Source organism: Rhodanobacteraceae bacterium, from assembly GCA_024234055.1.
Classification (GTDB): Bacteria; Pseudomonadota; Gammaproteobacteria; order Xanthomonadales; family SZUA-5; genus JADKFD01.
In genome coordinates, this window is record JACKOW010000018.1 from 40,388 (window position 1) to 66,796 (window position 26,409).

At 64.2% G+C, this 26,409-nt stretch carries 16 protein-coding genes; 10 read left to right on the forward strand and 6 right to left on the reverse strand.

The genetic code is table 11. The features are described from left to right. The first annotated feature begins 85 nt into the window (after positions 1-85). Complete coding sequence (locus H7A19_19230) at positions 86-1,243, forward strand: isovaleryl-CoA dehydrogenase (GenBank protein MCP5476966.1); 1,158 nt, start codon at positions 86-88, stop codon at positions 1,241-1,243. 149 nt (positions 1,244-1,392) lie between these two features. Next, positions 1,393-2,916: a DUF3369 domain-containing protein gene (locus H7A19_19235; protein ID MCP5476967.1), complete on the forward strand. Its 1,524-nt coding sequence runs from the start codon at positions 1,393-1,395 to the stop codon at positions 2,914-2,916. Between the two features lie 274 nt (positions 2,917-3,190). Here the strand turns inward: H7A19_19235 and H7A19_19240 are convergent, their stop codons facing one another. Both H7A19_19240 and H7A19_19245 read right to left on the reverse strand, forming a co-directional pair. Then, positions 3,191-3,739 (reverse strand): hypothetical protein, encoded by a 549-nt coding sequence (locus H7A19_19240; protein ID MCP5476968.1) that lies wholly within the window; start codon positions 3,737-3,739, stop codon positions 3,191-3,193. 17 nt (positions 3,740-3,756) lie between these two features. After that, positions 3,757-6,381 carry a leucine--tRNA ligase gene (locus tag H7A19_19245; GenBank protein ID MCP5476969.1) on the reverse strand — a complete coding sequence of 875 codons (2,625 nt, stop codon included), beginning with the start codon at positions 6,379-6,381 and terminating at the stop codon, positions 3,757-3,759. 173 nt (positions 6,382-6,554) lie between these two features. Between H7A19_19245 and H7A19_19250 the strand changes: the two genes are divergently transcribed. The 4 genes from H7A19_19250 (at position 6,555) to H7A19_19265 (ending at position 11,606) form a co-directional block, all read left to right on the forward strand. After that, positions 6,555-7,844 carry an amidohydrolase family protein gene (locus H7A19_19250; GenBank protein ID MCP5476970.1) on the forward strand — a complete coding sequence of 430 codons (1,290 nt, stop codon included), beginning with the start codon at positions 6,555-6,557 and terminating at the stop codon, positions 7,842-7,844. A 313-nt stretch (positions 7,845-8,157) separates the two neighbouring features. Then, complete coding sequence (gene trxA / locus H7A19_19255) at positions 8,158-9,024, forward strand: thioredoxin (protein ID MCP5476971.1); 867 nt, start codon at positions 8,158-8,160, stop codon at positions 9,022-9,024. 535 nt (positions 9,025-9,559) lie between these two features. Next, positions 9,560-10,891 (forward strand): HAMP domain-containing protein, encoded by a 1,332-nt coding sequence (locus tag H7A19_19260; GenBank protein ID MCP5476972.1) that lies wholly within the window; start codon positions 9,560-9,562, stop codon positions 10,889-10,891. A 70-nt stretch (positions 10,892-10,961) separates the two neighbouring features. Beyond that, positions 10,962-11,606 (forward strand): response regulator transcription factor, encoded by a 645-nt coding sequence (locus H7A19_19265; GenBank protein MCP5476973.1) that lies wholly within the window; start codon positions 10,962-10,964, stop codon positions 11,604-11,606. Between the two features lie 624 nt (positions 11,607-12,230). Here the strand turns inward: H7A19_19265 and H7A19_19270 are convergent. Both H7A19_19270 and H7A19_19275 read right to left on the reverse strand, forming a co-directional pair. After that, the gene (locus tag H7A19_19270) at positions 12,231-13,205 is read right to left on the reverse strand and encodes an NADPH:quinone oxidoreductase family protein (protein MCP5476974.1); all 975 of its coding nucleotides are present in this window, start codon (positions 13,203-13,205) and stop codon (positions 12,231-12,233) included. A gap of 340 nt (positions 13,206-13,545) precedes the next feature. Then, positions 13,546-15,348, reverse strand: coding sequence for an acyl-CoA dehydrogenase (locus tag H7A19_19275; protein ID MCP5476975.1), 1,803 nt, complete (start codon positions 15,346-15,348; stop codon positions 13,546-13,548). Positions 15,349-15,824: 476 nt separating this feature from the next. Here H7A19_19275 and H7A19_19280 point away from each other — a divergent pair, with 476 nt between their 5' ends. The 3 genes from H7A19_19280 (at position 15,825) to H7A19_19290 (ending at position 19,805) form a co-directional block, all read left to right on the forward strand. After that, a complete protein-coding gene (locus H7A19_19280) occupies positions 15,825-16,325 on the forward strand; it encodes a TetR/AcrR family transcriptional regulator (GenBank protein ID MCP5476976.1) in 501 nt (166 codons plus the stop codon). Between the two features lie 186 nt (positions 16,326-16,511). Beyond that, the gene (locus tag H7A19_19285; GenBank protein MCP5476977.1) at positions 16,512-18,608 is read left to right on the forward strand and encodes an enoyl-CoA hydratase/isomerase family protein; all 2,097 of its coding nucleotides are present in this window, start codon (positions 16,512-16,514) and stop codon (positions 18,606-18,608) included. 18 nt (positions 18,609-18,626) lie between these two features. After that, positions 18,627-19,805, forward strand: a complete 1,179-nt coding sequence (locus H7A19_19290) for an acetyl-CoA C-acyltransferase (protein ID MCP5476978.1) — start codon at positions 18,627-18,629, stop codon at positions 19,803-19,805. A 548-nt stretch (positions 19,806-20,353) separates the two neighbouring features. Here the strand turns inward: H7A19_19290 and H7A19_19295 are convergent. Beyond that, a complete protein-coding gene (locus tag H7A19_19295) occupies positions 20,354-22,597 on the reverse strand; it encodes a carboxylesterase family protein (protein MCP5476979.1) in 2,244 nt (747 codons plus the stop codon). A 123-nt stretch (positions 22,598-22,720) separates the two neighbouring features. After that, positions 22,721-25,135, reverse strand: a complete 2,415-nt coding sequence (locus H7A19_19300) for a hypothetical protein (GenBank protein ID MCP5476980.1) — start codon at positions 25,133-25,135, stop codon at positions 22,721-22,723. A 553-nt stretch (positions 25,136-25,688) separates the two neighbouring features. On the opposite strand from H7A19_19300, the gene H7A19_19305 reads away from it, so the two are divergent. Continuing rightward, the coding region (locus H7A19_19305) for an ABC transporter permease (protein MCP5476981.1) at positions 25,689-26,409 on the forward strand (721 nt) is incomplete at its 3' end.

Sequence of the window (26,409 nt, forward strand, 5' to 3'; positions counted from 1 at the left end):
CGCCATCCCGGTTTCACGACGCAGCCCAAGCTATCCTCGAACGCTTCATCTGTTTCAACTCACTCAGCAAACGCGGAGCAAAGCCATGACCCCCTTCTCACTCGGCGAAGACCTGGATCTGCTGCGCGATACGGTGCGCCGCTTTGCTGACGCCGAGATCGCGCCGCGGGCCGAGGAGATTGATCGCAGCAACGAGTTCCCCCGCGACCTCTGGCCCAAGCTCGGCGAGCTCGGCCTGCTCGGCATCACCGTGGATCCGCAATTCGGCGGCAGTGGCATGGGCTATCTGGCGCATCTGCTGGCGCTGGAAGAAATTTCGCGGGCTTCGGGCTCGGTCGGCCTGTCCTATGGCGCGCATTCCAATCTGTGCGTGCAGAACCTCTATAACAACGCCAATGCCGCCCAGCGGGCCAAGTACCTGCCCAAGCTCTGCAGTGGCGAATGGGTGGGCGCACTGGCGATGAGCGAGCCCGGCGCCGGCTCCGACGTGGTCGGATCGATGGCCTGTCGCGCCGAGAAGCGCGGCAATGTCTGGGTCGCCAACGGTTCCAAGATGTGGATCACCAACGGACCCGACGCGGAAGTGCTGGTGGTGTACATGCGCACTGCGCCCAAGGACCGTGGCTCGCGCTGCATGACCGCCTTCATCGTCGAAAAGGGCATGCCCGGATTCAGCACGGCCCAGAAGCTGGACAAGCTCGGCATGCGTGGTTCCAGCACCTGCGAGCTGGTCTTCGAGAATTGCGAGATCCCCGACGAAAACGTGCTCGGCGAGGTCGATCAGGGTGTCAAGGTGCTGATGAGCGGACTCAACACCGAACGCCTGGTGCTCAGCGGCGGACCTCTGGGTCTGATGCAGGCCGGCTTCGAGCTCAGCCTGGGCTACATGCGCGAGCGCAAGCAGTTCGATCAGCCCATCGGCAGCTTCGGCATCATGCAGGCCAAACTCGCCGACATGTACACCTCGCTGCAATCGGCGCGGGCCTATGCCTATCGCGTCGCCGAGGACTACGACAACGGCCGCAACTCGCGCGTGGATCCGGCCAGTTGCCTGCTGTACGCGTCCAAGGCCGCGGTCGATGTCAGCCTGGAGACGATCCAGACCCTGGGTGGCAATGGCTACATCAACGATTACCCGGCCGGCCGCCTGCTGCGGGATGCCAAGCTCTACGAGATTGGTGCCGGCACCCAGGAGATCCGGCGCATGCTGATTGGCCGGGAGTTGTTTGCCGGCAAGCACTGAGGTCACGATCGGACCCGTCACCTCCGGCAGATTCCACGGCAAATCTGCGCGCAGACCCGATTCGAGGGCAAAGCTTCACGCCTTTGTCGTTTACAGGAGCGTCGTGGACGCGTAATTTCGGCTGATCGGTGTCCATGTGGAGGGCGACGATGGCGCAGGGTGACGAACTCTTCGAGTTCGCGGCCGAACCGGCCGCAGCCGAGCCATGGAATGTGCTGATCGTCGATGACGAACCAGCGGTACATGAAGTGACCAGACTGGTGCTCGGGACCTTCCGGTTCGAAGACCGACCCCTGAAGTTCCATCACGCCTACTCGGCTGCCGAAGCCCGCGAACTGCTGCGCAACACGGCAGATATCGGGGTGATGCTGCTCGATGTGGTGATGGAATCGGATCAGGCCGGACTGGATCTGGTCAAGTTCGTGCGCCAGGAGCTGCACAACCATTTCGTCCGCATCGTGCTGCGCACCGGACAGCCGGGCCAGGCGCCCGAGCACGAAGTCATCACCAATTACGACATCAACGACTACAAGGACAAGACCGAGCTGACGGCGCAGAAGTTGCGCACGATGATGTACGCCACGCTGCGCGCTTATCGCGACGTCATGCTGATCGAGCGCAACCGTTTGGGCCTGGAGCGCGTGATCGCGGCCTCGGCGCACATCTTCTCGCACCAGAAATCGCACGAATTTGCCTCGGCCGTGCTGGCGCAGCTGGGCAATGTGGTCGGACTGGAGCGCGGGGCGCTCTATTGCAAGCCGGTCGAAATGGTCAGCGATTCTGGCGAGAATCTGGTGGTGGCCGCGGCTACCGGTGATTACGCCCGCTTCGTCAATGAGCCGGTCGATACCGCTTTGCCCAAGCACCTGCTGGATTCAGTGCACAGAGCCTACGAGCTCAAGGAGAACCTCTTCGCCGAGGATCACTATGTGCTGCATTTCACCGACAGCCACAGTACCGAAAGCCTGCTCTATGTCGGCGAGACCCCGAAGCTGCGGGACGTCGATTACCGCCTGGTGCAGCTGTTCTGCACCAATGTATCCATCGCCTTCGAGAACCTGCACCTCAACAAGGAGCTGTTCGAAAGCCAGCTGGAGATGGTCTACCTGTTGGCGGGCGCCGCGGAAACGCGCTCGCGCGAAACCGCCAACCATGTGCGCCGTGTGGGCCTGATTGCCGAACTGATCGGCCAGGCAGTCGGCATGGACGAGCAGGAAGCCGGCATGCTGCGCTTTGCCGCGCCGCTGCACGATATCGGCAAGATCGGCATCCCCGACGCCATCCTCAACAAGCCGGGACCGCACACCGCCGAGGAATCGGTGGTGATGCGCACCCACGCTGAACTCGGCGCGCAGATGCTGGGTGCCTCCAGGCGACCGCTGATGCAGCTGGCGGCACAGATAGCCCGCGAACACCACGAGAACTGGGACGGATCAGGCTATCCCCGCGCGCTCAAGGGCGAGAGCATCGGTCTGCCCGGACGCATCGTGGCGCTGGCGGATGTCTATGACGCACTGGGCAGCAATCGCTGCTACAAGAAGGCTTGGGCCGAAGAAGAGGTGCAGGCTTTCCTGCGCGGCCAGTCGGGACGCAAGTTTGACCCCAAGCTGGTCGATCTGCTGTTCGAGAACTGGCAGGCCGCCGAAGATATCCGCAAACGCCTGCCGGATTGACGTAGACGCTGGTCGCGACGCAAGCTCGCTCCTGGAGCGGTAGCGGGCTCTGGCCGCGATGCTCTGGACCTATCCGACCCACTCGTCGCGGATGAATCCGCTCCCACCGCTCGACGCGCACACCTGTGGGAGCGGGCTCTGCCCGCGATGCTCTGGACCTACCCGACCCGCTCGTCGCGGATCAATCCTCTCCCACCGCTCGAAGCGCATACCTGTGGGAGCGGGCTCTGCCCGCGAACAGGCTTGCCGAAGCCAGCAACCAAACTACGCCGGGTCAATCCCCGTATTCATTGCTGGTACGCGATTCCCTGGCACGATTGGGATCCTGAACCCGCTGCAGACGTTCCATGATGATGCGCACCACTTCATGCCGCAGTTCTGTGCGGATCAGGTCTTCTTCCTGGCCAGCGCCAATGGCCTGTTGTTCGTCGAAGCTGTAGGTGCGCGACAGCGCCAGTGGTGTGGTCGGCACCAGGGGCTTGCCGTCGGCGTCATCGACGGCATAGGTGACCCGATAGTTCAGTTCGTACTCGCCCACCTTGGCGCGCGAATCCAGACTCACCACGTTTCGCTCCATGGTCTCGCTGTCGATGCGCAGCGTGCTGACGCCGACACTGCCCACCGGGCGCAGGCTGGCGCCGGCGCTTTCCAGTTCCCGCTCCAGGTCCATGACCAGCACGCTGTCCCGGTTCACGGCCTGGATCGCCACCGAGCCCAGCGCCTGCGGCAATGGTGCGCTTTGCCGCAGCGTATAGCCGCAGGCGCCGGCGGCCAGCAAGGCCGCGCCCAGCAAGGCGGTGCGCAGCGTATGGATTGCAGCCATGGCTCGATACTCCTGACTCAGTCGGTAACCACAATATTGACCAGTTTGTCTGGCACCACAATGAACTTGCGCACGGTCTTGCCGTCGGTGAAGCGCGCCACATCCGGGTGGCCGAGGGCCAGCGGCCGCAAGACCGCCTCGGTGCTGCCGGGCGCAACTTCCAGCTTGCCACGCAGCTTGCCGTTGACCTGCACCACCACCGTGATCTGATCCTTGATCAAGGCCTGCGGATCCGCCTTCGGGAAGGGCCGATCTTCGAGCAAGGTCTCAGTATGACCGAGCAGCTGCCACAAAGCGTGGCAGGTGTGTGGCGTAATCGGATTCAGCAGCAGCGCAATCGCCTCCCAGCACTCCTGCAGCACCGCCCGCGAGGTCGGTCCGCTGACCTCGAACTTGCTGATGGCGTTGCTCAACTCCATGACCTTGGCGATGGCAGTGTTGAAGGTGTAGCGCGTGCCGATATCGCGGTTCACGCCCTCGATGGTCTCGTGCAGCTTGGTGCGCAGCGCCTTGTCGGCCGGCGTCATGGCCGCCAGATCCAAGGCTGGTGCCGCGCCGCCTTCGACAAACTCGGCGGCCATGCGCCAGATGCGACGCAGGAAGCGCGCCATGCCTTCCACGCCCGACTGACTCCATTCCAGTTGCTGATCGGGCGGTGCTGCGAACATCGAGAACAGGCGCACGGTGTCGGCGCCGTACTCGTCGATCAAGGCCTGCGGATCGACGCCATTGTTCTTGCTCTTGCTCATCTTCTCGACCGCACCGATGGTCACCGGCAGGCCGTCAGCCTTGAGCGTGGCACCCGTCATGCGACCGTGACTGTCGCGCTCGATATCGACCTCGGCCGGGTTGATCCAGTGGCGCTTGCCATCGCTCTCGCGATAGAAGGTTTCGGCCACCACCATGCCCTGACACAGGAGGTTGATCGCCGGCTCGTCGCTGTGCACGTAGCCGAAATCGCGCATGGCCTTGTGCCAGAAGCGGAAATACAGCAGATGCATGACCGCATGCTCGATACCGCCGATGTATAGATCGATGGGCAGCCAGTAGTTGGCGCGCTCATCGAGCATGGTCGGCGCATTCGGCGAGGTGTAGCGGGCGTAGTACCAGGAGGACTCGACGAAGGTGTCGAAGGTGTCGGTTTCACGCGTGGCCGGGCCACCACTGATCGGGTCGGTGGTTTCGATGAACGAGGGCATGGACTTGATCGGCGACGCCACGCCCGAGAAACGCACGTCTTCGGGCAGCACCACCGGCAACAATTCCGGCGGCACCGGCACGGCATCACCGTTCTCGCGGTAGACCATCGGAATCGGGCAACCCCAGTAGCGCTGGCGCGAGACACCCCAGTCGCGCAGGCGGAAGTTGACCTTTCGCTGTCCGCGACCCTGGGCTTCCAGCTGCGCCGCCAGAGCGTCGAAGGCGTCGCGATAGTTCTTGCCGTCGAGCAGCTCGCCCGAATTCACGCAGATGCCCTTTTCGGTGTACGCACCCTGCGACAGGTCAGGTTGCACTTCCCGAGTCCCGAGTCCCGAGTCCCGAGTCCCGGCGCCTTCAGGTGCAATCACCTGCCTGATCGGCAACCCATAACGCGTGGCGAACTCCCAGTCACGCTGATCGTGACCGGGTACCGCCATCACCGCGCCGGTACCGTAGCCCATCAACACGAAATTGGCCGCCCAGACCGGGATGCGCTCGCCGCTGATCGGATGGATCGCATGGACGCCGAGCGGCATGCCCTTCTTCTCCATGGTCTCGACCGCGGCCTCGGCCACGGCGGCCTGACTGCATTCGGCAATGAAGGCTGCCAGCTCGGGATTGCCCTGCGCCGCCTTGCGCGCCAGTGGATGCTCCGCGGCCACCGAGACGAAGGTCACCCCCATCAGCGTGTCCGGCCGCGTGGTGTAGACCGTCAGGGGTTCGCTCTCACCCTCGACCGCAAACTGGATGTCCAGGCCTTCGGAGCGGCCGATCCAGTTGCGCTGCATGGTCTTGACCGAGTCCGGCCAGCCGCTCATCTGATCCAGATTGCCGAGCAGTTCCTCGGCGTAATCGGTGATGCGGAAGAACCATTGCGGAATCTCGCGGCGCTCGACCGTGGCACCGGAGCGCCAGCCCTTGCCGTCGACCACCTGCTCGTTGGCCAGCACGGTCTGGTCGATCGGATCCCAGTTCACCACCGAATTCTTGCGGTAGACCAGCCCCTTGTTGAACAGCTCGGTGAAGAAGCGCTGCTCGTGCTGGTAGTACTGCGGCGTGCAGGTGGTGACTTCGCGCGACCAGTCATAGGCAAAGCCCAGCGCCTTCAGCTGGCGCTTCATGTTGGCGATGTTGGCGTAGGTCCATTCGGCCGGCGGCACATTGCGGGAAATGGCCGCATTCTCCGCCGGCAGTCCAAAGGCATCCCAGCCCATCGGCTGCAGCACGTTCTTGCCGAGCATGCGCTGATAGCGGCTGACCACATCGCCAATGGTGTAATTGCGCACATGGCCCATGTGCAGTGCCCCGGACGGATACGGCAACATGCACAGGCAATAGAACTTCTCGCGATTGGGGTCTTCGCTCACTTCGAAAGCGCGGGTGCGCTCCCAGTAGGCTTGCGCGGCCGATTCGACACTGCGCGGTTCGTAGGTGGTCTGCATGGCCAGGAGCCGGTCGGAAATTGAACCGCCAAGATTAGCGCAGAACGGGTGGAGCTTGCGCGCGAAGGAATCACACTTGTCTGCATCCCACCGCGCATTTCCGCCTCTGCAGGGTTTGCAGGCGCCCGACCCCGCCGGGATACTCATGGGCTACTTCGCCGAAGGCTCCGACCATGCGCCCTACCCTGATCGCCATCGCTCTGGGCACTCTCCTGACCTCGCTACCGGCCAGTGCGCTGACGATTGCCTGCGGCAGGGTTTTTGATTCGGCGTCGGCCACGCTGCTGGGGCCGCATACGATCGAGATCACCGACGGTCGTATTACAGCGCTGCGTCCCGGCGCCCCGGCACAGGGCAGCGAGTTCATCGATCATGGAAAGCAGACCTGCCTGCCCGGGTTGATCGATCTGCACACCCACATCAGCAACTTCGAATCCAGCCCCACATCGTACTCCGAAGATTTTCGACTCAATCCCGGCGACTACGCGCTGCGCGCGGCCTTGAATGCGCGCAAGACCCTGCGAGCCGGATTCACGACGATTCGCGATCTGGGCGACTACGAGGGTGCCAGCATCGCCTTGCGCAATGCCATCCAGCAAGGGATCGCCGAGGGCCCCCGCATCTACACCGCGGGCACTTTCATCGGCACCACCGGCGGCCATGCCGATCGCAGCAACGGCTTCAACCGCAAGTTCTCCTACAAGCCGGGCCCGGCCGAGGGGGTGATCAACGGTGCCGATGAAGCCCGCGCGGCCGTGCGCTATCGCTACAAGGAAGGCGCCGATCTGATCAAGATCACTGCCACCGGCGGCGTACTCAGCTATGCCAAGAATGGCATGAACGCGCAGTTCTCGCAGGACGAAGCCAACGCCATCGTCGAAACCGCCAAGGAATACGGATTCACGGTTGCGGCGCACGCGCATGGCAAGGAAGGCATGCGCCGCGCCATTCTGGCTGGCGTCACCTCGATCGAACACGGCACCTTCATGGATGCCGAGATCATGGAGCTGATGAAACAACGCGGCACCTGGCTGGTGCCCACGCTGCTGGCCGGCTGGTGGGTCGCCAGCAAGGCCGACGAGCCTGGCTATTACCCAGCCATGGTCGCCGCCAAGGCCAAGGCCATCGGACCAAAGATTGCCGGCACCTTTGCCGAGGCCTGGAAGTCCGGTGTGAAGATCGGCTTCGGCACCGACACCGGCGTGTCACCACACGGCATGAACGCCAGAGAATTCAAGCTGATGGTGGACGCCGGCATGCCCGCCAACGAAGCCATCGCGTCGGCCACGCGCAACGCCGCCGAGGTGCTGGGCTTGAGCGCAGATCTGGGCTCGCTCAGCCCCGGCCATTACGCCGACATCGTGATTGTGGACGGCGACCCGCTGGCCGACATCACCCTGCTGGAGCGGCCGGTGGTGACTTACAAGGACGGCGTGGCGTACGAGCCGATGTTGGGGGATTAAGGGGCACGGGGCAAGGGGCACGGGTTTGTGTTCGGCACACTTCCGGGCTTCAAACGACCCTTGTACGTGCGACTCTTTGATGTTTCGCGCAAGAGTGTGATCTTCAATCCTCTGACATTTCCGTGCCAAGCCATCGGAGGAGGATACGTAGACGCAACGTCGACTTGCCGTCTGGCCCACGCTCTTGCCCCGTGCCCCCTGCCCCCTGCCCCGCTTCTGCAAATGCAAGTTTTCGCGCATGACACATTGCGCTCACATTGCTTTTCCCGATTCCGCCCCAACATCGCAGCACAATGCCCTTTGGAGCCGCGCCATGACCGCCTCGACCGACATTTTCCATGCGACACAGCACAACTTCGAGACCGAGGTGCTGGAAGCCTCGTTCACCACGCCGGTGCTGGTGGATTTCTGGGCACCCTGGTGCGGACCCTGCAAGACGCTGATGCCAATGCTCGATCGCATCGTCACTGAGGCCAAAGGCACGGTGAAGCTCGCCAAGGTCAACACCGACGAGGAAATGGCGCTGGCCGGCAGTTTCGGCATCCGCAGCCTGCCCACCGTCGTACTGTTCAAGGACGGCCGCCCGGTGGATGGCTTCATGGGGGCGCAACCTGAAGGTGCGGTCCGGGCCCTGCTGGCCAAGCATGTGGGCGCGGCCCCGGCTGAAGCCGACATCGAGGAAGATATCGGGATCGATCCGGACAGCGAGGATCTGGCCACCGTCATCGATACCCTGCAGAGCGAGATCGAAGCCCATCCGGAAAAGCCCGAGCTGAAGGCCGAACTGGCCGATGCCTTGCTGCGCGCCGGCGCGCTGGAAGAAGCCGTGGCCCTGCTCGACCAGCTGCCCGCCGAGGCGCAGGAACACGATGCCGCCCGCAAGGCGCGGGCTCGCCTGAGCTTCATCCAGGCCATCGAACATGCACCAGGCGATGCCGAACTGCAGACCGCCATCGCCCAGGACAGCCGCAACCTGCTGGCCCGCTATCAGTTGGGGGCGCTGTTCCTGCTGGCCGGACAGTACGCCGCCGGCATGGACCAGTTCCTGACCATTCTGCGCACCGATCGCAAGTTCAACGACGACCTTGGCCGCCGCGCGCTGATCGATGCCTTCCGCCTGGTTCCCGATCAGGAACTGGTCGGAGACTATCGCCGGCGCATGACCAGCCTGCTGTTCTGAGCGCGTTGTAGTTTCGGCAGGAGCGACCTTGCGTCGCGAAAGGTCCGCCCAACCCGTGGGTCTGAAGTAGGAGCGACCTCGCGTCGCGACCGCTATGGCGCGCCGGGGAGGCGAAGATCGGGAATCGCGGTGTGTTGTTGCCGGCAGCGGAATGCAGAGAACACCGAGGGACCCAGAGAACATGGACAAAGCAAAACGGTCTTCGAACAAGGCTCTTCTCTGCGTTCTCCGCGGCCCTCAGCGTTCTCCGCGTTGAAGCTTCTGCCCGCCAGTCAGGGCGAAGGTCGACTGGTGCCGTATGCCGATGAACCACGGTCGCGCTGCGAGGGCGCTCCTACAGGAGCAGACCTGCTGATGCGGGACCGACCTCGCGTCGCCACGCGCGCGAGTCGATGGCATTTGTGTTCCTGAGCGGCACTGACCTGGCCCTATCCCCCTCAAGGATGAGCCCTGGCAACTCTGGCCCCCACCTGCACCGGATGCGTCGATCCCCCGCTGCGGGCATGATGGGGTAATCCCCGTGCGGAGGCGATACATGGCAGCACTGAACTGGCGTCGTGGCGGTTTGCGCCTGCAGTTGACGCTGTTCTATGTGGCGCTGTCGATACCGGCGCTGTTGCTGCTGGAGCAGTCGATCATGGCTTTCGAGTTCCAGCGCTGCGTGCGTCAGCTTGATGACGGCCGCGTGCAGCTGGTGCTCGAACGCGAGGCGCTGCAGTTCGAAGCCGCGCTGGCACGCGGCATAGACGCGCCCGAGGTCGAGCAGCGCTTGCGACGTTTCGTGCTGGAACTGGAGCGCCCGCGAGAGAGCCTGGGCACCAAGGCCGCTTATGTGCTGCTGGAACTGACGCCGCATCCCTTCACCGCCAGCCTGAAACCGGCCGAGTTGGCCGATCAGGCTGAGCCGCAGGAGGCGGGCATGATCATGCGGCGCTGGACCGCGCCGCTGGCCGATCGCAAGGAGTGGCTGGTGCTGGACCTGGCGGTGCCTTCACCATGGCGCCATCTGGCCGACCGGCTAAGCTTCGAATGGCCGATCGCGGTGGCCTATCTGGTGGTCTTCGTGCTCGGCTCGGCCTGGTTCATGCGCCGTCGGGTGCTGGCCCGGATCTCCCGGATTGGCGCCGCGGCGCAATCCTGGGCCCGGGGAGATTTCGCGCCGCATCTGGCCGATCAGAGCAGCGATGAACTGGGCGAACTGGCCCAGGATCTGAACCGCATGGCGGCCGATCTCAAGGCGCTTTTCGCCACCCGGTCAACGCTGGCCACCCTGGAGGAGCGCCGCCGACTGGCGCGTGATCTGCACGATACGGTCAAGCAGAAGGTCTTCGCCCTGTCCTTGCAAGTCGCGGCGGCACGGCAGAGCGGTGCCGATCCCGAGCGTCTGCAGCAACGTCTCAGCGAAGCCGATGCCCTGGTCGAGGAAATCCAGCGCGAACTGGCCGATCTGCTGCGCGAACTGCGCGAAGACGCCGGTGCCGCCGAGGATCTGATTCCCGCGCTGCAGCGCCGACTGGCCGATTTCTCGCGCCGCAGCGGTTTGCAGGTGAGCACCGAACTGCCGCAGACCTTGAATCTCGCACCCACCCACGCCGAAGCTGTATTGCGTATCGCAGACGAGGCCCTCGCCAACGCCTGGCGCCACAGTGCGGCCAGTGCGATCCAGGTGAGCCTGCGGCGCGAGGCTCAGCGAGTCTGCCTGCAGATTGCCGACAACGGCCGCGGCGGCGCCCGCGAGTCACGCCTCGGCATGGGCCTGACCAATATGCGCCAGCGCGCAGCCACCCTGCCGATGGGCGAGTTTGTGGTAAACAGCCCGGACGATGCCGGCACCGAGGTCAGCCTGATCTTTGAATTGGGGGAATGATCCTGGTGTGGTATCCCAGAATGGCGCTGAAGGAATTTCCGATGGATGTCGGGTCGAAGCAAGGCGAGAGATGATGAAACTTCGAGTGTTGCTGGTGGATGATCATGCCGTCGTACGTCAGGGCCTGCGCGCCTATCTGGAGTTGCAGCCGGATATCGAAGTCTGCGGCGAGGCTGGCAATGCCAGCCTGGGCGCTGAACTGGCAGGTCAGCTGCTACCCGATGTCGCGCTGGTCGACATGGTCATGCCTGGGGGCGATGGTGTCGCTGCCACCAGCGCCATCCGCGCGGCCAGCCCCAGGACCCAGGTGGTCATCCTGACCTCCAGCACCGATGAGAGCACCGTGCGCCCGGCACTGGCCGCCGGCGCCGTCAGCTACCAGCTCAAGGACGTGGCCGGCGCCGAGTTGGTCGACACGGTCAGGCGCGCAGCAAAGGGAGAAACCCTGCTGCACCCGCGGGTCGCCGCCGGACTGGTGCGCACGCTGCGCGACGACGCCAGACCCGATCCCCTGGCCCAGCTCAGCACCCGCGAACGTGAGGTGCTGATGCTCATCGCCCAGGGCATGTCCAATCTCAACATCGCCGAACGCCTGGGCATCGGCGAAGCCACCGTCAAGACCCATGTCGGCAATCTGCTCAGCAAACTCGATCTCACCGATCGCACCCAGGCCGCCGTGTGGGCCTGGCGGCAGAAGCTGGTGTCGCCGCCTTGAGAGCGGGTTGTCGGTTGATGGTTGATGGGCAAGAGCGGGGCACGGGGCACGGGGCACGGGGCACGGGGCACGGGGCACGGGGCACGGGGCACGGGGCACGGGAAAGGCTACGGGCTTCGGGGCTCTTGTTGGTCCAGTGTAGGTCCAGACTTGTCTGGACGCTTTTGGCGCAGTGTTGAAGAAGCGTCCTGACGCGTCTGCCCTACAAGGCTTGGACCGGGGCCACGCGGCCGCCGGCGCGAACTAACGCAAGGCGCAATCCTGACCAACCGCGCGCCGGAGCCGCGCTACTTCATGATCGCCACCCAGCCCAAGCAGGCGCTCAGGAAGCAATCCAGAAGCGCAGGTTCGAAGCAGCGTAGGCTCTTGTAGGCCGGGTCCTTCGCGTCGACGTCCTTTGCTCAAGCCCCAAGATCACATACGCGAGGCGCCCGGCGCTTTTCGGTCTACCGAGCCGCGGCTGCAAGCGCGAACTAACGAAGGGCGCATACCATTCCAACCGCGCGCCAGAGCCGCGCTACTTCACACCCAGCCCGAGCAGGCGCTCAGCCCTCCTCAAGGCGCCGGCTCACGGGCTTCTCCCCTGCCCCCTGCCCCGCTCCTGACCGACAACCGACAACGCCCTCAAGGCACCACCACCACCTTTCCCACGACCTCGCGCGCAGCCATGTCGATCAGCGCCTGCGGTGCATCGGCGAGCGTGTAGGTCTTCGAGACCAGCGGCTTGAGCTGACCCTGGGCTATCCAGCCCAGCAGTTCCTGCACGCCGGCGGCATTGGCCTTGGGTTCGCGCTTGGCAAACTCACCCCAGAACACCCCGACCAGCGAAGCGCCCTTGAGCAAGGGCAGATTCAAGGGCAGTGCGGGCACATTGCCATCGGCAAAGCCGATCACCAGATGGCGGCCGCGCCAGGCAATGGAGCGAAAAGCGGCCTCGGTGTAGGCACCGCCGACCGGATCGAAGACCACATCGACCCCCTTGCCGGCGGTCAACGCCTTGAGACGCTCGCGCAGATCCTCCTGGGTGTAGTCGATCACTTCATCGGCACCATGCTCGCGACACACGGCCAGCTTTTCCGGTGTGCTCGCAGCAGCGATCACCTTGGCACCGATCGCCTTGGCGATCTCCACCGCCGCCAGTCCGACGCCGCCGGCCGCACCCAGCACCAGCACCGTTTCTCCAGCCTCAAGCGCCGCACGATCGCGCAGCGCATGCCAGCTGGTGCCATAGGCCAGCACCAGACTGGCGGCCAGCGCCATCGGCACGCCGGGCGGCAGCGGCATGCACAGAGCCGCATCGACCACGCATTCCTCGGCGAAACCACCGATCCCGCAGAGCGCCGCGACTGGCATGCCGACCTTCAGGCCGGATACCTCGCTGCCCACTGCGCTGATCATGCCCGCGATCTCCGCGCCCGGCGAGAACGGCAGCTGCGGCTGCATCTGATACTTCTTCTGGATGATCAGCACATCCGGGAAGTTGACCCCGGCAGCGGCGACCTTGATCCGCACCTGCCGCGGACCGGGTTCAGGCAGGTCGATATCCTTGAGCAACAGCGTTTCTGGTCCGCCCCATTGTTCACAGAGGTTGGCTTTCATGGTGTGGGTCCTTGGGGTTGGTGGGGGTCGGATGCTCGGACGGGCAGTGCATGAACGCGGCTCCCTGGCGCCCGAGTGAAACGTAAAACGTAAAACGTCAACTTTGAAAGCGCGGCTCTCGACGCATGCTCCGAAGGCGTCTGGACCGTCATTCCCGCGCAAGCGGGAATGACGACTTGTTCAGAGAGTCCCCAGCTTTTCAATTGACGTTTTACGTTTTACGTTTTACGTTTTACGTTTTACTGCTCCTCTGAGGATTCACATTTCACCCCTGCTTGCGGCAAACCCGCCGTCACGTAGCCCGCCGTGCGGGCAACGTGACCTACGACAGGAGTCGACGCTAGAACCACTCATCGCGCATCGCAAACGCCGTGTCATCGACCTGACTCACCAGCTTTGCGGCGTGTTCGATCAGCGGCAGCTCGGTGGCATAGAAGAAGCGACAGGCCTGCAGCTTGCCCTCGTAGAAGGGCTGGTCGATGGCATTGGCGCTGGGCAGCGCGCGGGCGGCGATGGTGGCCTGCCACAGCCAGACCCAAGCGATGCTCAAGTGTCCCAGCAAGGTCATGTAATGCTGGGCATTGGCCAGCACCTGGCGGACCTCGCCTGCAGCCATGCGCTGGCCGGCGATGCGGCTGGTCTTGCCGGCCAGTTCTGCGGCAGCGCCCAACTGTGCCGCCAAGGGTTGCAGGGATTCGATCTTCGCCGCCTCGGCGCAAGTGGCGGCGACCTTTCCCAGCAGCAGCTTGAGGGCAGCGCCGCCATCCATCATCGCCTTGCGTCCCAGCAGATCCAGCGCCTGGATGCCGTTGGTGCCTTCGTGGATGGGATTGATGCGGTTGTCGCGATAGCACTGTTCGACCGGATAGTCGCGGGTGTAGCCATAGCCGCCGAGGATCTGGATCGCCAGCTCGTTGGCCTTGAGCGCGTAATCCGAGCCCCAGGCCTTGATGATCGGCGTTAGCAGCTCCAGCAGCTGATGGCTCTCGCGGCGCAGGGCCTCGTCGCTGTCCAGCGCGTGATCGACCAGCATCGAGGCGTAGAAGCCCAGCACCTGGGCGCCTTCGATGTAGCACTTCTGCATCAGCAGCATGCGCCGGATGTCGGCGTGCTCGATCAGCGTCACCGGCGGAGTCGTCGGGTCCTTCTGATCCGGGTGCCGTCCCTGGCGGCGCTCACGGGCGTACTTCAACGAGTACTGATAGCCCACCGAGCCCTGCTGCACCGCGCCCATGCCGACACCGATACGCTCCTCGTTCATCATGTGGAACATGTAGCCGAGGCCATGATGCGGCTTGCCGACCAGCTCGGCGTGGCAGTCCTCGTTCTCGCCGAACTTGAGGAAGGTGTTGACGCTGCCGCGCTGACCCATCTTGTGATTGAGACCCGCCAGCCGCACATCATTGCGCTCACCGCGACTGCCGTCGGCATTGACTCGCCAACGCGGCACGATGAACAGACTGATGCCGCGCACGCCAGCTGGTGCGCCGTCGATCTTGGCCAGCAACAGATGCACGATGTTCTCGCCCAGTTCGTGGTCGCCGGCAGAGATCCACATCTTGGCGCCGACGATGCGGTAGCTGCCATCTGCCTGGGGAATGGCGCGGGTCTTGATGTCCGACAGCGATGAACCGGCCTGCGGCTCGGACAGGCACATGGTGCCGTAATAGCGACCTTCGATGATCGGCTGCATGTATCGACGCTTCTGATCGTCGCTGCCGTACACCGCCAGCAAATTGGCGGCGGCGCGGGCCAGCGCCGGATAGGCGATGGTGCCGGCATTGGCGGCCGAGAACAGCGAATCACAGGCTTGAGTGACCACGAAAGGCAGCTGCATGCCGCCCTGCTCGTAGTCGGCCAGCGCCGCGCAGAAACCGGCACTATTGAAAGCCTCCATGGCCTCGGCGATTTCCGGGATCAGCTCGACCTTGCCATCGACCATGCGCGGCTCGTTGAGATCGCCCTTGCGGTTGTGCGGCAGGAATTTCTCCACCGCGATCTGGTGCGCCAGGTCGATGGCGGCGTCGAAGGTATCGCGACTGTGCTCGGCGAAGCGCGGATAGCTCGTCAGGCGCTCGACGCCCAACAATTCGTACAGCGTGAAATCGAGATGGCGGCGATCGGTCAGCGGGCTGGCGCTCATGGTGACTCCTGCAGTGATGAGTCATTCTTGCAAGTCGACTCATCTAGCGTCAAGTGCGACGAATGACTATGATGTGACGGGACGCCGCTGCCTTTCTTAGGTCACGTTGACCGCGCAGCGGTCTACGTGACGCAGGCTAGCCCGGTACTACAGGAGTGAAACGTGAAACGTAAAACGTCAATTTCTGGCGCCGCTTCACCTCCTCTGCCAGGTCACGTTGACCGCAGCGCGGTCTACGTGACGACAGGCTGGACTCCAGGACTGGAGCCAAACTCGAATCCTGACCGCGGCTTCACCTTGTCACGTAGTCCGCTGCGCGGACAACGTGACCTACAACAGCGCGCGTTCCCATGACCAGGGCCGCACGCCCTACCCGGCTGGCCAAAGCGCTGCGCGAACCAGCAGCACCGAAGGCGACGCCGCTGGACTTGTTCCAGCTGGCCAAGCGTCTATGGCTGTCGGGCGAACGCATCGACATCGGCGCCTTGGCCGAGCGCCTGAAGATCGGACGGGCGACGGCTTTCCGCTGGGTCGGCAGCCGCGATCTGCTGCTGGGCGAGATCCTTTGGTCGATGTGCGAAACGCTGATGACCGAGGCCGCCAGCCAGGCCACAGGCCAGGGGGCTCAGCGGGTCGCTGCCATCTGCGAACATGCGGTGCGGGCGATCGTCAACTTCCGCCCGCTGCGCCAGTTCGTGCGTCAGGACCCTGAATACGCACTGCGCCTGCTGACCAGCAAGATCGGCCCGGTGCAAGGGCGCAGCATCGAGCGCGTGCGCGAACTGCTGCAGGCGGAAGAAGCGCGCGGCGCGCTGACGCTGCCGCTCAAGGTCGACACCCTCGCCTACCTGATCGTGCGCCTGTGCGAATCCTTCATCTACGCCAAGGTCATCAGCGATCAGCAGATCGATGTCGGCGATGCCGGACTGGCCATCGAACTGCTGCTGTCGGGGCGGGTGGAGGGGCGGAATGGCTAGCAACCCGGCGCACAAGCTTGCCCGCAATGTAGGTCACGTTGGCCGCGCAGCGGGCTACGTGACATCCGAGCCGCAAGGATCGAGAAGGTCCAGACAGGGCTGCATCGACGACCGCCAAAGCGCCGAGTGCAACTCGGCGATCCCGAAGAGCGCTACAACCACACTCCAATCTGACCGGAGCTTGTCATGACCACTGAGTACACTGCCCGCGACAAGGTCGCGGTGCTGACGCTGAACAATCCGCCGGTGAACGGGCTGGGTTTCGACACCCGGACTGCGCTGGCCGCGGGCCTGGATCGCGCGCTGGCCGATCCGACGATCGACGCGATCGTCATCAACGGCGCCGGCAAGTCCTTCTGCGGCGGTGCCGACATCAAGGAATTCGGCACGCCGGCGGCCTTGGCGGAACCCAATCTGCTGTCCTTGATTCTGGCGGTCGAACAGAGCACCAAGCCGGTGGTGATCGCGGTCCATGGCGTGTGCATGGGCGGTGGTCTGGAGCTGGCGCTGGGCTGCCATTACCGCATCGCGGCGCGCGGCACGCAGGTTGCGCTGCCGGAGGTCAAGATCGGTCTGGTTCCCGGTGCCGGCGGCACCCAGCGACTGCCGCGCGCCATTGGTCTGGAGCCGGCGATGAACATGATCGTATCGGGCAATCCCGTGGCCAGCGAGTTGCTGGCGGCTATTCCCGGCCAGCGTCTGTTCGACCAGATCGTCGATGGCGATCTGCTGGATGCGGCGATTGCCTTTGCCCAGTCCAAGGTCGGCGCGCCGCTGCCGCGCTTGCGCGATCTGCGGGTCAAGCATGACAACGCAGAGGCTTTCATCGCCTTCGCCCGCCTCACGGTCGGCGCCATGGCCAAGGACTATCCGGCGCCGCAGCGCTGCGTCGATTGCGTGGAAGCCGCCGCGCGCAAGCGTTTCGACGAGGGCATCAAGATCGAACGCGAGGCCTTTGCCGCGCTGATGATGACGCCCGAATCGCGGGCGCTGCGTCACGCCTTCTTCGGCGAACGTGCGGCCGCCAAGATTCCCGATGTGCCGGAATCCACTCCGACCCGCGAGGTCAGCAAGGTCGGCGTCATCGGCGCCGGCACCATGGGTGGCGGCATTGCCATGAACTTTCTCAATGCCGGCCTGCCGGTGGTCATCCTGGAAACGGCTCAGGAAGCGCTCGATCGGGGTATCGCCACGGTTACCAGGAACTACGAAAGCAGCCTCAAGAAGGGCAAGCTCACACCCGACAAGCTGGCGAAGCGACTGAGTCTGCTGACCCCCACGCTGGACTACGCTGCGCTGGCTGATTGCGATCTGATCATCGAAGCGGTGTACGAGGACATCGGCGTCAAGGAGAAGGTGTTCAAGCAACTGGATGCGGTGGCCAAGGGCGGCGCAATCCTTGCCAGCAACACCTCGACGCTGAATGTCGACACGATTGCCAGCTTCACTGCGCGTCCGCAGGACGTCATCGGACTGCATTTCTTCAGCCCCGCCAACATCATGCCGCTGCTGGAAGTGGTGCGCGGCAAGCTCACGGCGAAGGAGGTGCTGGCCACGGCCATGAAGGTGGCCAAGCGCATTCGCAAGACCGCCGTGGTCTCGGGCGTCTGCGACGGCTTCATCGGCAACCGCATGATCGAGCAATACAGCCGACAGGCCGGGTTCCTGCTGGAAGAAGGCGCGCTGCCGGCGCAGATCGATGCCGCCATGGAACGCTTCGGCATGGCCATGGGCCCCTTCCGCATGAGCGACCTGGCCGGCAATGACATCGGCTGGGCCATCCGCAAACGGCGCGCCATCGAACAGCCCGAACTCAGCTACCCGAAGGTCTTTGATCGTTTGTGCGAGACCGGTCGCTTCGGCCAGAAAACCGGCGCCGGCTGGTACGACTACAAGGCGGGCGACCGCAAGGCCTATCCGAGCACGCTGGTCGATGAACTGGTGATCGCCGAATCACAGGCGCTGGGCATCGAACGTCGCCAGATCAGCGACGAGGAAATTGTCGAACGCCTGGTCTACGCGCTGGTCAACGAGGGCGCGAAGATCCTGAGCGACGGCATCGCCAGCAAGGCCAGCGACATCGACATGGTCTATCTGACCGGCTACGGCTTCCCGCCCTACCGCGGCGGACCGATGCGTTATGCCGATGAAATCGGATTGTGGAATGTGCTGCGGGCGATGCGTCGCTACGCCGCTGCCGACAGCACCAATCGCCAGGCTGGCGCCTGGGAACCCGCCCCCCTGCTGGTCGACCTGGTCGCCAGCGGCAAATCCCTGACCTGATTCGAGCGAGAGAAAGCCATGAACAACGCAGTGATCGTTTCCACCGCGCGCACCGGCCTCGCCAAGAGCTGGAAAGGCACTTTCAACATGACCCATGGCGCCACTCTTGGCGCCCACAGCGTGCAGCACGCCATCGCCCGCGCCGGCATCGAGCCGGCCGAGGTTGAAGATGTACTGATGGGCTGCGCCAATCCCGAGGGCGCCACCGGCGTCAACATCGCCCGTCAGATCGCCCTGCGCGCGGGCTGTCCGGTGACCGTGCCAGGCATGACCATCAACCGCTTCTGCTCCAGCGGTCTGCAGACCATTGCACTGGCGGCGCAGCGCGTCATTGCCGGCGAAGGCGACATCTTTGTCGCTGGCGGCGTCGAGAGCATCTCCTGCGTACAGGCGGTGATGAACCAGAACATGCTCAGCGATCCCTGGCTGGCGCAGCACAAGCCGGAGCTGTACTGGCCGATGCTGCAGACCGCCGAACTGGTGGCCAAGCGCTACTCGGTCGACAAGGAACGCCAGGATCAGTACGGCGTGCGCAGCCAGCAACTGGCGGCAGCGGCGCAAGCGGCGGGGCGCTTCAATGACGAGATCGTGCCGATGACCGTGACCATGGGCGTGGCCGACAAGGCCAGTGGTCAGTTGCTCTCACGCGAAGTGACCATTGCCGCCGACGAAGGCATACGCCCCGACACCACCCTCGAGGGCGTGCGCGGTATCCGCTCGGCCGTGCCCGGCGGCGTCATCACTGCCGGCAATGCCAGCCAGTATTCCGATGGCAGCAGCAGCGTGGTGGTGATGAACGCCAAACTCGCCGAGCAGCGCAATCTCACCCCACTGGGCATCTTCAAGGGCTTTGCCGTTGCCGGTTGCGAGCCGGAGGAGATGGGCATCGGACCGGTATTCGCCGTGCCCAAGCTGCTCGCCCGCGCCGGCTTGACCGTCGCCGACATCGATCTGTGGGAACTCAACGAAGCCTTTGCCGTCCAGGTGCTGTATTGCGCCGACCGACTGGGCATTCCGATGGACAGACTCAACGTCAACGGCGGCGCCATTGCCGTCGGCCATCCCTACGGCGTATCCGGCGCCCGTCTCGTCGGCCATGCCCTGATCGAAGGCAAGCGTCGCGGTGCCAAACACGTGGTGGTGACCATGTGCATCGGCGGCGGCCAGGGCGCGGCTGGCTTGTTTGAGGTGGTTTGAGGGACAGGGAAACGGGGCACGGGGCACGGGGCACGGCAAAGGCTAGGTGCTTCGGGCTCTTGTAGGTCCAGACTTGTCTGGACGGTTGTGGCTCGATCGTAGCCCGGGTAAGCGCAGCGCACCCGGGGCTCTTGGGCGGCGCCCTCCCGGGTGCGCCTTCGGCTTACCCGGGCTACTTGCTGCGACTTCGCGGCGCGGGCAGCGATCGCGGCCAGAGGCCGCTCCCACAGTCCATCCCAATGTAGGAGCGACCTCGCGTCGCGATTGCCGTGTCGCTCGCCATCGCCACGGTAGGGGTACTGCAGCGGAGTGCAGTCAGAAGCGGATCGCCGACCATCGGGTACTGCAGCGGAGTGCGGTCAGAAGCGGAACGCGGAGAACGCAGAGGGGCGCTGAGAACGCAAAGAAGGCAGAGAAGCGGGATCGATCAGAACGGCTTCTCTCTGCGTTTTCTGCGGACCTCAGCGTTCTCTGCGTTGAGCTCTTGGGTACGGCCTGCCTCAGAGACAGGTCTCCGCTGGTCGCGACGCAAGGTCGCTCCTACCGAGTCACAGGGTCCCGAACTGCGCCCAGAACTGGCAGGCAGCACCGTGGTAGTCGTCGATGAGGTTGCTGTTGCCGCCATTGATCTCCAGCGACTGGCGACTGCCGGACTGGTAGGGCGGCCACAGCAGGCGTTCACTGAGGCCAGGCTCGCGGCCATAGGCGAAATCGACCCAGGCACCGCGCAGGCGCTCGCCGGCGCGGAATTCCGAACCGCCGGGATCATTGCGCGCGGCGAAGAGCAGCAGCACATCCAGGCCATGGAAGGATTCCAGCGTGGGCATGTCCGGCAGGATCTCGCTCAGCACATAGTGATAGACGGCATTGCCGTTCGCCGCATGATCGGCCGCAGCGCGGCGTGCCGTGCAGGTGAACCAGCGGTCGTCGAGCAGATCCAGCCAGGCGCGCTCGGGGCTTGGATAGTTGGCCAGCGGATACTGCTGCAGCACCTGGGCACTGATGGTCGGAAACAGAGTCTGGACGGTGGTTTGATACTCGGTTGCAGTGGTCGGCTGCTGAGCACTCGGCACCAGTGAGCTACTTTCATCGTCGGTGACTCCGATCAGCAGTGGCAGCTGAGCCGCCGTGCCTTCTGCGAGTGCGCGTCCGGGCGACTGAGTCAGTACGAAACCGTCCTGCAGCGGTCCCCAGGCCTCGCCGAAGACCAGATCGCTGGCGGCAAGCCCGCGCAGGCAGCTCGCGCGATCGGCTGCCGCTTCGCAGCCGACGGCGGTGACGGTCAGATCACCCTGCTGCAGGCCCTGCTCCAGGGTGCGCAGCTGCCAGTCGCAGATCCCGCTCTGAATGATGGCGCGATGGAACAATCCGCGAGCAGCCGGCGCCGCCAGCAGCGCACAGGTACTGATGCCCCCAGCCGATTCGCCAAACAGCGTCACGCGATCCGGATCGCCACCGAAGGCGGCGATGTTGTCATGCACCCATTGCAGCGCCGCGATCTGATCCAGCAGCCCGTAATTTCCGCTCTGCGGCTGATCCGGGGATTCGCCGAGCAGATCACGCTGGGCCATGAAGCCCAGCGCACCCAATCGGTAGTTGAGACTGACGAAGACAGTATTCCTCGCCGCCAGCACGGCACCGTCATATAGCGTCCTGCCCTCGTACTGCTGCACGGCCGAGCCTTCGATGAAGCCGCCGCCGTGGATCCAGACCATGACCGGATGCGGACCGGGTGCCGGCGGCCGCCAGACATTGAGCTGCAGGCAGTCTTCGCTCTGATTTTCCTGCGCCAGATTGCGCTGCGGGCAGGCCAGGCCGAAAGACTGGGCTGAGCGCAGCTCACTGCGCGGCGCTGGCGTTTGCGGTGCACGCCAGCGCAGTGCGCCGGTCGGCGGCTGGGCATAGGGAATGTTGCGGAAGACCTCGATGCCGTCGGCCAGAATTGCGCCCGCCACCGGTCCCTCCCGTGTCGCAGCACCCGCGCGCACGCGCAGCGGATCCGACAGCAAGGACAGCGTTCGCTCTCGCTGAAACGGCGCCGAGCTTTCAAACTGCACCGACACATCGATGCGATTGCGCAGGCCATCGGCCGTCGCCAGCGGCTCGGTGAGCGTCAGGGTGGACGTTCCGATCGCGTGTGTCAGCGGCGGCGAGATCGGGCAACCGGTGCACTCGACAAAGGCCAGATACCAGGTCTGCTGCTGGGTCAGCGCGTCGCCGTTGTCGATGGCAAAGCTCCAGCGCGGATTGCCGTCACCATCGTAGGCGTAGAGCAGCCGAAACTGGGTGGTCACACCATTGGCGCCATGGAAGGCGTGGGTGGCGATGCCCCAGCCGGAATCATCGGCTGCGTACCAGACCCCGGATAGCACATCCATTGCCGGCCGATCAGGCGGCAACAAGGGCTCCAGACACCAGGACGCGGCATAGTTGCCGATATTGAAATCCATGCGCAGCAAGCTCGGCGCGCCTTCGCGTGGCAAACCATCGGCGCAGCTGCTGGTGGGTGTCAGCGAGATCTGGCCGGCCGGACTGCCGGCGACGCCGCCCGGCACCTGCCGGAAGCGCGTCAGCGCACTGCTGGGCGCGTCCAGATCCTCCGACTGCAGCCACAGCCACTCGGACGCACCAGTGCTGGTGAAGGTATAGAAAGTGCCGAACAGCAAGGGCCCGGCGCGGTGCAGGTCCAGGCCATGCCCGTTGCGGTAGCGGTCATACCAGAGGCCGGCCTCGACCTCGGCCCGGAGCGGCAAGGAGATCAGCAACAGGGCAGCGAACAGCAATCGGCGCATGGCCAATCCAGGGTCTGGCGATACCCTTATTAGAACGCAGATGCTGCGGGCTTGCCTCGTTTGTCAGCCCGGCAAACCTGTGCCGCAAAGCGCGGCACAGGTTCGTGGCTGCGAGGGTTCAGCTCAGGGCACCAGTTCCCAGATGCCGCGACCGAAGGTCGAGGCCCGCATCAGCGAGGCATCCGCCGAGACGTAGAAATCGGTGACGTTGACCAGCGGCAAGGCATTGCCGAAACGAGTCCAGGTGGCGCCGGCATCGGTCGAGCTGTAGACGCCCAGGTGAGTCGCCGCAAACAACGTGTTCGGCGCACTCGGATCGGCGGTCACGGTGTTGACCGGTACGCCGGTCGGAAAGCCACTGCCATCGATCGCCGTCCAGCTGCTGCCGAAATTGGTCGACTTCCACAGATGCGTGGCGGTCGCATCCGGTGCCACCGACGAGACGTAGACCGTGTTCGGATTGCCGCGATCGAAGTACACGTCGGAGATGCTCAGCGCATTGTTCGGCAGGGCCCCGGACTGAGTCCAGCTGCTGCCGCCGTTGTTGCTCAGGTATACCCGGCCACCACTCGCAGCAATGCCCACCACATTGGAATTGCTGTGGGCAATGCCGATATTGCGGATGGCGAAACTGGTCGTTGGCAGACCGCTGGTGCCCAGAGCCGTCCAGCTGCCAGCGTAGTTGGTCGATTTGTACACCTTCAGGTTCACGTGCGTGTACACCGTGTTGCCGCTGGCATCGCCGGTCCAACGCTCGATGTGGGTGTTGAAGGGCGCACTGCTGGAGTTGTTGGACTCGGTGATGCCAGTACTGGCGCTGGCAAAAGTGGTGCCGCCATTGGTGCTCTTGTAGATGCGCGTGTAGTAGAGGCTACCGAGCATCAGGCTGGCATTGGTCTGGTTGACATCCGAGCCAAATCCATCGCCACCGATGTACTGATCAAAGGTGGAAGTGGCGGCCACGCGTACCCGCGTGCCGTTGTCCTGGAAGCCACCGACCACGGCATCGCGATTGGCAGTGGAAGACCCGACCGAATAGATCAGATGCGAGGTAATGCCGACGTTGAGACTGGACGTCCAGGCGGTGTAGCCGGTGTTGGTGGATTTGAAGATGCCGCCATCGGTGCCGACATAGAGGGTACCGGTGGAGTCGAAGGCCGCCGTATGAAAATCGGCGTGGATGTACGGCAGGCTGAACTGGGCCAGCCAGTTGCTCAGCTGGGTGTAGGTCGCCGTGGAACCCGATACCGTGGCCTTCGCCATCAGCAGCGCGCCACCAAAATAGAAGACATTGGGATTGCTGCGATCCACGATCAGCATGTGGTTGTACCAGCCCTGCCCGTTCAGCACCGTTGCCGGCGCGCCACTTTCGGTATTGCTGTTGGAGTACTTGATCTTGCGTGCCGTCGCGCCCATCGCACTCCAACTCGCGCCCCCATTGCCGGACTTGAACAGATCGGCCAGATCACTGGAACTGGTGGCATTGGGCTTGGCCGCCATGGCATAGACGGTGGTCGGCGCGCTCGGTGCTGCGGCCAGCGAAATTCGACCGACGCCACCCGTGGCAGTTGGCCCGCTGGCGCGGGTCCAACTCGCACCATTGTTGCTGGAGGTCCAGACCTGCCCGTTGGTCGTGCCACTGGTGGCGGCGTGCGTCGCTTCTATCGAGGCCGCAAAGCTGCTGCCGCCGGTGAAGGCGATATCCCAGGCGTAAGGCGTGTCGGCAAAGCCGGTGGCCAGGCTGACCGCGGTCCAACTGGCGCCACCGTCAACGCTGCGGAACAATCCGAGATCGGTCGCCGCGATCACGATCTGACTGTTGCCAGGCGCCACCATGATCTTGTTGGTCACGGTGGAATCACCGATGTAGACCGGCCCACTCCAGGAATTGGCACCGTCACTGCTCACGTAAAGGCCGATACCAGTGCCATCGAAGGCATCACCGAGGCCCAGAAAGAGCTTGTTGGCATTGTTCGGATCCATCGCCATGTAGCCGACGGACAGACTGCCCAGCGCCTCGGTCTTGGGCGCCCAGGTGGAACCACCGTCAGTGGTCTTCCAGACGCCGCCGCCGGCCGTGGCCAGGTAGATCGTGCCGGCCACGCTGGGGTGCGGAATGATCGACACCGGTCGCCCCGAATCCGAGACGTTCAGCGAGGTACCGCCGTTCTTGGCCACGTTGGCGCGCGTGGGCCCGATGCTGGTCCAGGTATTGCCGACCACCGCACCTACCGAAGCACTGCCGTTGCTGGGATCAACCAGCGTGGCCTGGGGAATGCGACTGGCATAGCGCGAGCGCTCCAGCGCCGCGGCCTGATTCATGAAGCGACGAAACTTGGCGTCATAGGGCGTTTCGTACCACCACGTCTCCATGCCACGGCGACGCGCATTGGCGTCATCCGTTTCCGACACTTGCTCAGAAGGCGCTGCGCTGCCGGCAGGCACCACCGTCTGATCCGATCCACCAGCCAGAACGGCCGACGAAGACAACAACAACCCCAACGCAACACACAAAGGCGCCACGCGCGACTCAAGCATTTCAATCCCCCAAGATCGATCTGTATGTGCCCCGACAGAAAGCCCAGATACGAGTTGGGCCGCGCATCGGTCGATGGCGCGGCCCAGATCTGTCATCCTGCAAGGCGGTTCTCATCCACATTCAGGATGAGTCGGCGCAGTGTATGCCTTTGCCAGTCACGCGATGTTCACGTTGCAACATTTGACGAGCCTATGTACGGTCAAAGTCGGAGAGCCGGCCCGTGCGGAATCTGGGACGCACAGCCCTGATCGTTGACGACGGCAAACAGCACCTGCGGCAGCCGTCGCTGTGCGATTTCGGCACGGGATGGATCGAGAGCGGACATGCGCCGCGATAGCGTTTCCTGCGGCGGGAAATTGAAGCCGCCAACGGTCAGGCAGTTGCTCACCCGTCAAGCTGCATGCCTTTGCCGCCAGAAGCCTCGTACCGCCAGCCCTCACTGCCTGTTGCTACCCAACTGGTCTGACGGCACACGGCAGAACCCTGGCGCGCGTGACGGCTGGCACGGGTATTGCTGAGTGCCCTCTGCCCGCACTCGCTGAGCCCTGCCCCATGAGCGACTGGATCGCTGAGCTACGTGACACCTCGCGCACACTGCGCCGCCAACCGCGCTATGCGATCGGCATCATCCTGACCTTCGCCCTGGGCATAGCCAGTGTCACTACCGTCTTTGCCCTGGTTGATGCCGTGCTGCTCAAGCCTCTGCCGCTCCCGGCAGGCGAACGCATCGTCGCCGTCCACCGCGCCGGCACTACGGCCGCCAATCTGAGTTTGCCTGACGCCGTGGATTTGAGGGCCCGGGTTCATCAATTCGAGGCCCTGTCGGCCATCATGCCGGATTTCGCCCTGGATCTTGTGGGCCCCGATCAACCTCAGCGCATTCGCGGAGCGCTGGTCGAGTCGGAGTACTTTCGCGTCATCGGCCTGCCGCCGCGACTCGGCCGACTCCTGCGTGCCGAAGATGACCGCGCAGGCGCCGCACCGGTGGTGGTGTTGGCTGAATCCTACTGGCGCCAGGCCTTGTCGGCGAATCCGAACGTGATCGGCACCCGAATGCGGCTGTCCGGCGTCAGCGCCGAGGTCGTGGGTGTGGCCAGTGCCGCTACGGACATCACCGAATCCGGCATCGAGATCTGGGCGCCGATCACCCCTTTTGCACCTTGGGCACCGACGTCTCCCGGCAGCAACAACTTCGATCTGGTCGCACGGCTCAACGAAACTGCCACGCCCGAAATCGCTCGCGCCGATCTGGCTGTGGCCAGCGACTGGCTGG